The organism is uncultured Paraglaciecola sp., assembly GCF_913058035.1.
GTDB lineage: Bacteria > Pseudomonadota > Gammaproteobacteria > Enterobacterales > Alteromonadaceae > Paraglaciecola.
On record NZ_CAJXPA010000044.1, the window covers coordinates 22676 to 30396 of the forward strand.

Consider the following 7721-nt stretch of genomic DNA (forward strand, 5'->3'; position numbering starts at 1 on the left):
GGGAGAGAGATGTGAAAGATTTATTAAAGTTTCTTAAGCAACAACATAAGACTGAAGAATTCGATAATATACGAATTGGTCTTGCATCACCGGATATGATCCGCTCGTGGTCGTTCGGTGAAGTTAAGAAACCAGAAACAATTAATTACCGTACTTTTAAACCTGAACGTGATGGTCTATTTTGCGCACGTATTTTTGGTCCTGTTAAAGATTATGAATGTTTGTGTGGTAAGTACAAGCGCCTCAAACATCGTGGCGTGATTTGTGAAAAATGTGGGGTAGAAGTTACCTTAACTAAAGTACGCCGTGAGCGTATGGGTCACATTGATTTGGCAAGTCCAGTTGCACATATTTGGTTCTTGAAATCATTACCGTCCCGTATTGGTCTGATGTTAGATATGACATTACGTGATATCGAACGTGTACTTTATTTTGAATCATACGTGGTATCAGAACCAGGTATGACGACACTTGAACGCAGCCAACTTCTCACCGAAGAAGAATATTTGGATGCACTTGAAGAGCACGGTGACGAGTTTGAAGCCAAAATGGGCGCTGAAGCAGTTTATGAATTGCTTAAAGCACTAGACGTTGATGCTGATGTAGTTTCTATGCGAGAAGAGTTGCCTTCAATAAACTCTGAAACAAAGCGTAAGAAAATTACTAAACGTTTGAAATTATTAGAGTCTTTCCAATTATCAGGTAACAAACCTGAGTGGATGATTTTAACAATATTGCCTGTGTTGCCTCCTGACTTACGTCCTTTGGTTCCACTAGACGGCGGACGTTTCGCGACGTCAGATCTAAACGACTTATACCGTCGTGTTATCAACCGTAACAATCGTTTAAAGCGTCTTCTTGACCTTGCTGCACCCGACATTATTGTGCGCAACGAAAAACGTATGTTGCAAGAAGCGGTCGATGCCTTGCTAGATAACGGCCGTCGTGGTCGTGCTATAACAGGCTCTAACAAACGTCCTCTCAAGTCTTTGGCTGATATGATCAAAGGTAAACAAGGTCGTTTCCGTCAGAACTTGCTAGGTAAACGTGTTGATTATTCTGGTCGTTCTGTAATAACCGTTGGACCCACATTACGCTTGCACCAATGTGGTCTACCAAAGAAGATGGCTCTTGAATTATTTAAGCCGTTTATTTATGGTAAATTAGAAGGCCGTGGCCTAGCGACTACAATTAAAGCGGCTAAGAAATTAGTCGAGCGCGAAGATCCAGAAGTATGGGATGTACTAGACGAAGTTATTCGTGAACACCCAGTCTTGCTTAACCGTGCACCCACACTTCACAGACTAGGTATTCAGGCATTTGAACCTATACTAATCGAAGGAAAAGCGATTCAGTTACACCCATTAGTGTGTGCTGCATACAACGCTGATTTCGACGGTGACCAAATGGCGGTCCACATTCCGTTGACGATTGAAGCACAGCTTGAGTCTCGCGCACTGATGATGTCCACCAACAACATTCTTTCACCAGCCAATGGTGAGCCAATTATCGTTCCTTCACAGGATGTGGTAATGGGCTTGTACTATATGACACGTGACCGTGTTAATGGTGTAGGCGAAGGCATGATGTTTACTAGTCCTCATGAAGCTGAAAAAGCATACCGTACTGAAGCAGCAGAATTACATGCTCGCGTTAAAGTACGTATCACAGAATATGAAACAGATGCGGATGGTAACAAGGTTGAAAAAATTACATTAACTGACACCACTGTTGGTCGTGCAATTTTCTCATTGGCTTTACCAAAAGGAATACCTTTCGAGATTATTAACAAAGCTATGGGGAAGAAGCAAATCTCCAAGCTGTTGAATGCCTGTTATCGTACTCTAGGTTTGAAAGATACCGTTATTGCTGCTGACCAAATCATGTATACCGGTTTTCACTATGCGATGATCGCTGGTGCATCTGTTGGTATAGATGACATGGTTATTCCTGATGCTAAGAAAGACATTATAGAAGATGCAGAAGCTGAAGTACGCGAAATCCAAGAACAATTCCAATCTGGTCTTGTTACAGCAGGTGAGCGCTACAATAAAGTTATCGATATCTGGTCAAATGCAAACGAAAAAGTAGCCAAAGCTATGATGGATAACTTGTCAATTGAGACAGTTAAAAATCGAGATGGTGAAATGGAAGAGCAAGTTTCTTTCAACTCAGTATTTATGATGGCCGATTCCGGTGCTCGTGGTAGCCCCGCACAAATCCGTCAGTTAGCGGGTATGCGTGGTTTGATGGCAAAACCAGATGGTTCGATCATTGAAACACCTATCACTGCTAACTTCCGTGAAGGTTTGAATGTACTTCAGTATTTCATATCTACACACGGAGCACGTAAAGGTCTGGCTGATACGGCATTGAAAACAGCTAACTCAGGTTACTTGACTCGTCGTTTGGTTGATGTCGCGCAAGATTTGGTTATCAACAATGATGATTGTGGCACATTCGAAGGTGTTAAAATGACACCTCTTATCGAAGGTGGCGATGTTGTTGAACCACTTCGCGAACGAGTGCTAGGTCGTACTGTTGCTGAAGACGTTATGAAGCCAGGAACTAAGGAAGTGTTAGTAGAGCGTAATGTTCTTCTAGATGAGGCCTTAGTAGACCTACTTGAGGTCAACTCAATTGACCAAATTCAAGTTCGATCTGTTATTACATGCGAAAATGACTTTGGCGTATGTGCCAGATGTTATGGCCGTGACTTGGCCCGTGGACACATGGTTGGTCATGGTGAAGCTGTCGGTGTTATCGCTGCTCAGTCAATCGGTGAACCTGGTACACAGCTTACTATGCGTACATTCCACATCGGTGGTGCTGCGTCACGTTCAACTGCAGAAAACAATGTACAAGTGAAAACTACGGGTACTTTGAAACTGCATAATGCTAAGTATGTGCGAAACAGTGATGACAAGGTAGTGATTGTTTCTCGTTCAACTGAAATCTGCATTATTGATGATCAAGGTCGTGAGAAAGAGCGTTATAAAGTGCCTTACGGTGCCATTTTAACGGTAAATGATGGTGCAAAAGTTACCACTGGCGAAGTTGTTGCCAACTGGGACCCGCATTCGCATCCAATCGTTACTGAGCGTGCTGCGAAAATTAGCTACTCTGACATCGATGATAGTAACACTGAGATGCAGCAAGATGACCTAACTGGTCTTACTCGTATCGTAGTTAATGACTTGTCTAAAGCAAATGCGAAAGAGCCTAAGCTTATTCTTGAAAGTGAAGAATTTGGTTTACAAGAAATCCGTCTTCCAAGCTTTACTACCATTGAAGCAACTGAAGGTATGGATGCTAAGCCTGGTGATGTATTGGCTCGTATTCCTCAAGAAAGCTCGAAGACCCGTGATATTACTGGTGGTCTTCCACGCGTAGCAGACTTGTTTGAGGCTCGTAAGCCTAAAGAACCAGCCATTCTTGCAGAAGTATCAGGAATGATTGGTTTTGGTAAAGAGACCAAAGGTAAGAAACGCTTAACTATTACGCCAAAAGATGGTGAACATTACGAAGAGATGATCCCTAAATGGCGTAACCTGAACGTGTTTGAAGGTGAAAACGTTGAGAAAGGTGAAGTCATAGCAGACGGAGCGGAGTCACCTCATGACATTCTCAGATTGCGTGGCATCAGTGCTGTTTCAAACTATATCGTTAATGAAGTACAAGAGGTTTACCGCCTTCAAGGGGTGAAAATAAACGATAAACACATCGAAGTAGTTATTCGTCAAATGTTGCGTAAGTGTATGATTTCTTATGCAGGTGACAGTAAGTTCTTAGAAGGTGAACAAGTTGAAGTGTCTAACGTGAAAATCGCTAACCGTGAATTGGAAAGACAGGGCAAAATCCCTGCTCAATACGAACCACAGTTACTAGGTATCACTAAAGCATCATTGTCTACTGAGTCATTTATTTCTGCGGCATCTTTCCAAGAAACTACCCGTGTTCTTACCGAAGCAGCAGTGCAAGGTAAAGAAGATGAGTTACGTGGCTTGAAAGAAAACGTTATTGTTGGAAGATTAATACCTGCCGGTACCGGCTTCACTTACCATCAAAAACGTACAGCTAGAAAACTAGCCGAGCAACAGGGACTGGACGAACCTTCAGTTTCTGCATCTGAAGCAGAATTAGCACTATCTGAAGCACTTAATGCTGAAGTTAGTGAGACACCTGCCGACGAGTAAAAGATAAGATCAGAAAGTGATCCGTTAAATAAAGATTGTTGTCTAAACCCATATTTTATGCAGTTTAGCAGCAGTCTTACTTGACAGCCCACCCATTGATCATTAGAATTCCGCGACCCGAAATTTGGTGACTTTTTCGTCATTAATTTTGGGCTCGCGGATTTTTCGCGTTTTACGCCCTCAAAAGAGGGTAACCAGTCGTAATTTTAACCAGGAGCTAGTTAATGGCAACAGTTAACCAGTTAGTGCGCAAGCCCCGTAAGCAACCTGCGACGAAGAGCAACGTCGCGGCCTTGCAAGCCTGCCCACAACGCCGTGGAGTATGTACCCGTGTATATACAACCACACCAAAAAAGCCGAACTCTGCATTACGTAAAGTATGTCGTGTTCGTTTGACCAACGGTTTTGAAGTATCTTCATACATCGGTGGTGAAGGTCACAACCTACAAGAACACAGTGTTGTTCTTATTCGTGGTGGTCGTGTTAAAGATTTACCAGGTGTTCGTTATCACACTGTTCGCGGTACATTAGATTGTGCAGGCGTAAGTGATCGCAGAGCCGGTCGTTCTAAATACGGTACAAAAAGGCCTAAGTCTTAACGGTTCTCCGTTAGTAAGGCCAAACTAAAGTAATAATTGAGTTTTGGGAATACCCTGAAAATTCTACGGAGAATTTGAAATGCCAAGAAGAAGAGTTGTAGGTCAACGTAAAATCCTACCCGATCCTAAGTTCGGATCAGAGTTACTTGCTAAATTTATGAATGTCGTCATGTTAGACGGCAAAAAATCGACTGCTGAAAAAATCGTTTACGGTGCACTAGAAATTGTTGCTATTAAAGCTGACAAAACGCACTTAGAAATATTTGAAAGCGCATTGGACAACATCCGCCCTACGGTCGAGGTTAAATCTCGTCGTGTTGGTGGCTCTACTTATCAAGTTCCAGTAGAAGTTCGTCCCGTTCGTCGAAATGCTCTAGGTATGCGTTGGTTGGTTGACGCTGCTCGTAAACGTGGTGAAAAATCAATGGCTCAACGCCTTGCAGCTGAAATGCTCGACGCTGCTGAAAATAAAGGTTCTGCGGTTAAGAAACGTGAAGACGTTCACCGTATGGCTGAAGCAAACAAAGCTTTCGCTCACTACCGCTGGTAATAAGAGAAAGTTATGGCACGTAAAACGCCCCTTGAGCGTTATCGGAATATTGGTATTGTCGCCCATGTGGACGCGGGTAAAACCACGACCACTGAGCGCGTTCTTTTCTATACCGGCTTGTCTCACAAGATCGGTGAGGTCCATGATGGCGCAGCCACCATGGACTGGATGGAGCAAGAGCAAGAGCGTGGCATTACTATTACTTCGGCAGCGACGACCTGCTTTTGGTCGGGTATGGATAAACAATTCGAACAACATCGAATTAATATCATTGACACGCCTGGACACGTTGACTTCACTATCGAAGTAGAACGCTCCTTGCGTGTGCTCGATGGTGCTGTAGTTGTATTCTGCGGTTCGTCAGGTGTAGAGCCTCAATCTGAAACGGTTTGGCGTCAAGCTGACAAATACCATGTCCCTCGAATGGTATTTGTAAACAAGATGGACCGTACTGGTGCAGATTTTGAGCGCGTAGTGAAACAAATTGAAACTCGTTTAGGTACCAAATGTGTACCTATTCATTTGAACATAGGTGTTGAAGAAACATTCAAGGGTGTGGTTGACCTTATCAAGATGAAGGCCATTAATTGGAATGAGTCTGATCTAGGTATGACTTTCATTTATGAAGATGTGCCTGACGATTTAATGGACAGAGCGCAGCAATTGCGCAATGAACTAATTGAAGCAGCAGCTGAAGCTACTGATGAGTTGATGGATAAGTATTTGGAAGGTTTTGACCTAACCGAAGACGAAATAAAATTTGGTTTACGTAAACGCACACTTGCGAATGAAATAGTCCTAGCGACTTGTGGTTCGGCATTTAAAAATAAAGGTGTACAGGCGGTTCTTGACGCAGTAGTTGATTATCTTCCTGCACCGATAGATGTACCTGCGATAAAAGGTGTATTAAACGACAAAGATGAAACAGTTGCGGAACGCCCAGCAGATGATGCTGCACCCTTTGCTGCATTAGCATTTAAAATTGCTACTGATCCCTTTGTTGGCACGTTAACGTTCTTCCGATGTTATTCTGGTGTGGTTAACTCAGGCGATGCTGTTTACAACCCAGTAAAAGGTAAGCGCGAGCGATTCGGGCGTATTGTTCAAATGCATGCCAAGGATAGAGAAGAGCTAAAGCAAGTACGTGCTGGCGATATTGCTGCTGCAATAGGATTAAAAGATGTAACTACGGGTGACACATTGTGTGATCCAAATCACATCATTACCCTAGAACGCATGGAATTTCCTGAACCGGTTATTTCTATAGCAGTAGAACCACGCTCTCAACCAGACCAAGAGCGAATGGGTATCGCGTTAGGAAAACTAGCAGCAGAAGACCCATCGTTTAAGGTACACACTGACGCAGAATCAGCTCAAACAATTATCTCAGGTATGGGTGAGTTACATCTTGATATTATTGTTGACCGAATGAAGCGTGAGTTTAACGTTGAGTGCAATGTAGGTAAACCTCAGGTTGCTTATCGCGAGACCATCCGCAAGAAGGTTGATGTTGAAGGTAAGTTTATCCGTCAATCAGGCGGAAGAGGCCAGTTTGGTCACGTTTGGTTAACTATCGAGCCCAATGAAGAAGGCGCTGGATACGAATTTATCAAAATATTGTTGGTGGTACGGTTCCAAAAGAATTTATTCCATCAGTTGATAAAGGTATCGAAGAACAGATGCAAAATGGTGTGGTAGCTGGTTACCCGGTACTTGATGTAAAAGTTACCTTGTTTGATGGCTCATATCATGATGTTGACTCTTCAGAAATGGCGTTTAAAATTGCTGGGTCGATGGGGTTCAGGAAAGGAGCTGCAGAAGCAGACCCTGTATTACTTGAGCCAACTATGAAAGTTGAAGTCACTACTCCAGAAGACTGGATGGGTGACGTAGTAGGCGACCTTAACAGGCGCCGGGGTATGATTGAAGGCATGGATGATGGTGTGGCGGGTATTAAAATAATACATGCTAAAGTACCGTTATCAGAAATGTTTGGTTACGCTACTGATCTGCGCAGTGCAACTCAAGGGCGAGCGTCATATTCAATGGAATTTTTTAAATACTCAGAAGCGCCGAGTAATGTCACTAAAGCCATTACCAACGCGCGAACTTAAATTTTAATGAAGGTCTGATCCGGTAGTCTCTTAGAGAACGGATTTTTAACTTAGGAAACCAGTAAAATGGCAAAAGCAAAGTTTGAACGTACTAAACCGCATGTAAACGTCGGTACTATCGGTCACGTTGACCATGGTAAAACAACATTAACAGCCGCAATCACAACTGTATTAGCTAAAACGTACGGTGGCGATGCATCAGCATTTGATCAAATTGATAACGCTCCAGAAGAGCGTGAGCGTGGGATCACTATTTCAACGT

Annotated in this window: 4 protein-coding genes and 1 pseudogene; all 5 read left to right on the forward strand. The window is 43.1% G+C overall.

Annotation, left to right across the window (positions count from 1 at the left end; genetic code table 11):
- Positions 1–11: 11 nt before the first annotated feature.
- On the forward strand, positions 12–4196 hold the full coding sequence (rpoC, locus tag QZ562_RS08000) for a DNA-directed RNA polymerase subunit beta' (protein WP_293759003.1): 4185 nt from the start codon (positions 12–14) through the stop codon (positions 4194–4196).
- A 224-nt stretch (positions 4197–4420) separates the two neighbouring features.
- Positions 4421–4795 (forward strand): 30S ribosomal protein S12, encoded by a 375-nt coding sequence (gene rpsL, locus QZ562_RS08005; RefSeq protein ID WP_007643204.1) that lies wholly within the window; start codon positions 4421–4423, stop codon positions 4793–4795.
- Positions 4796–4874: 79 nt separating this feature from the next.
- On the forward strand, positions 4875–5345 hold the full coding sequence (gene rpsG / locus QZ562_RS08010; RefSeq protein ID WP_293759005.1) for a 30S ribosomal protein S7: 471 nt from the start codon (positions 4875–4877) through the stop codon (positions 5343–5345).
- A gap of 12 nt (positions 5346–5357) precedes the next feature.
- A pseudogene (gene fusA / locus QZ562_RS08015) lies at positions 5358–7459 on the forward strand (elongation factor G).
- 66 nt (positions 7460–7525) lie between these two features.
- Positions 7526–7721: GTP-binding protein (locus QZ562_RS08020; RefSeq protein WP_293759007.1), on the forward strand; the 196-nt coding region annotated here is incomplete at its 3' end.

Coding starts and splice junctions, on each gene's coding strand:
- rpsL (WP_007643204.1), top strand. CDS start 4,421: ATGGCAACAGTTAACCAGTTAGTGCGCAAGCCCCGTAAGCAACCTGCG.
- rpsG (WP_293759005.1), top strand. CDS start 4,875: ATGCCAAGAAGAAGAGTTGTAGGTCAACGTAAAATCCTACCCGATCCT.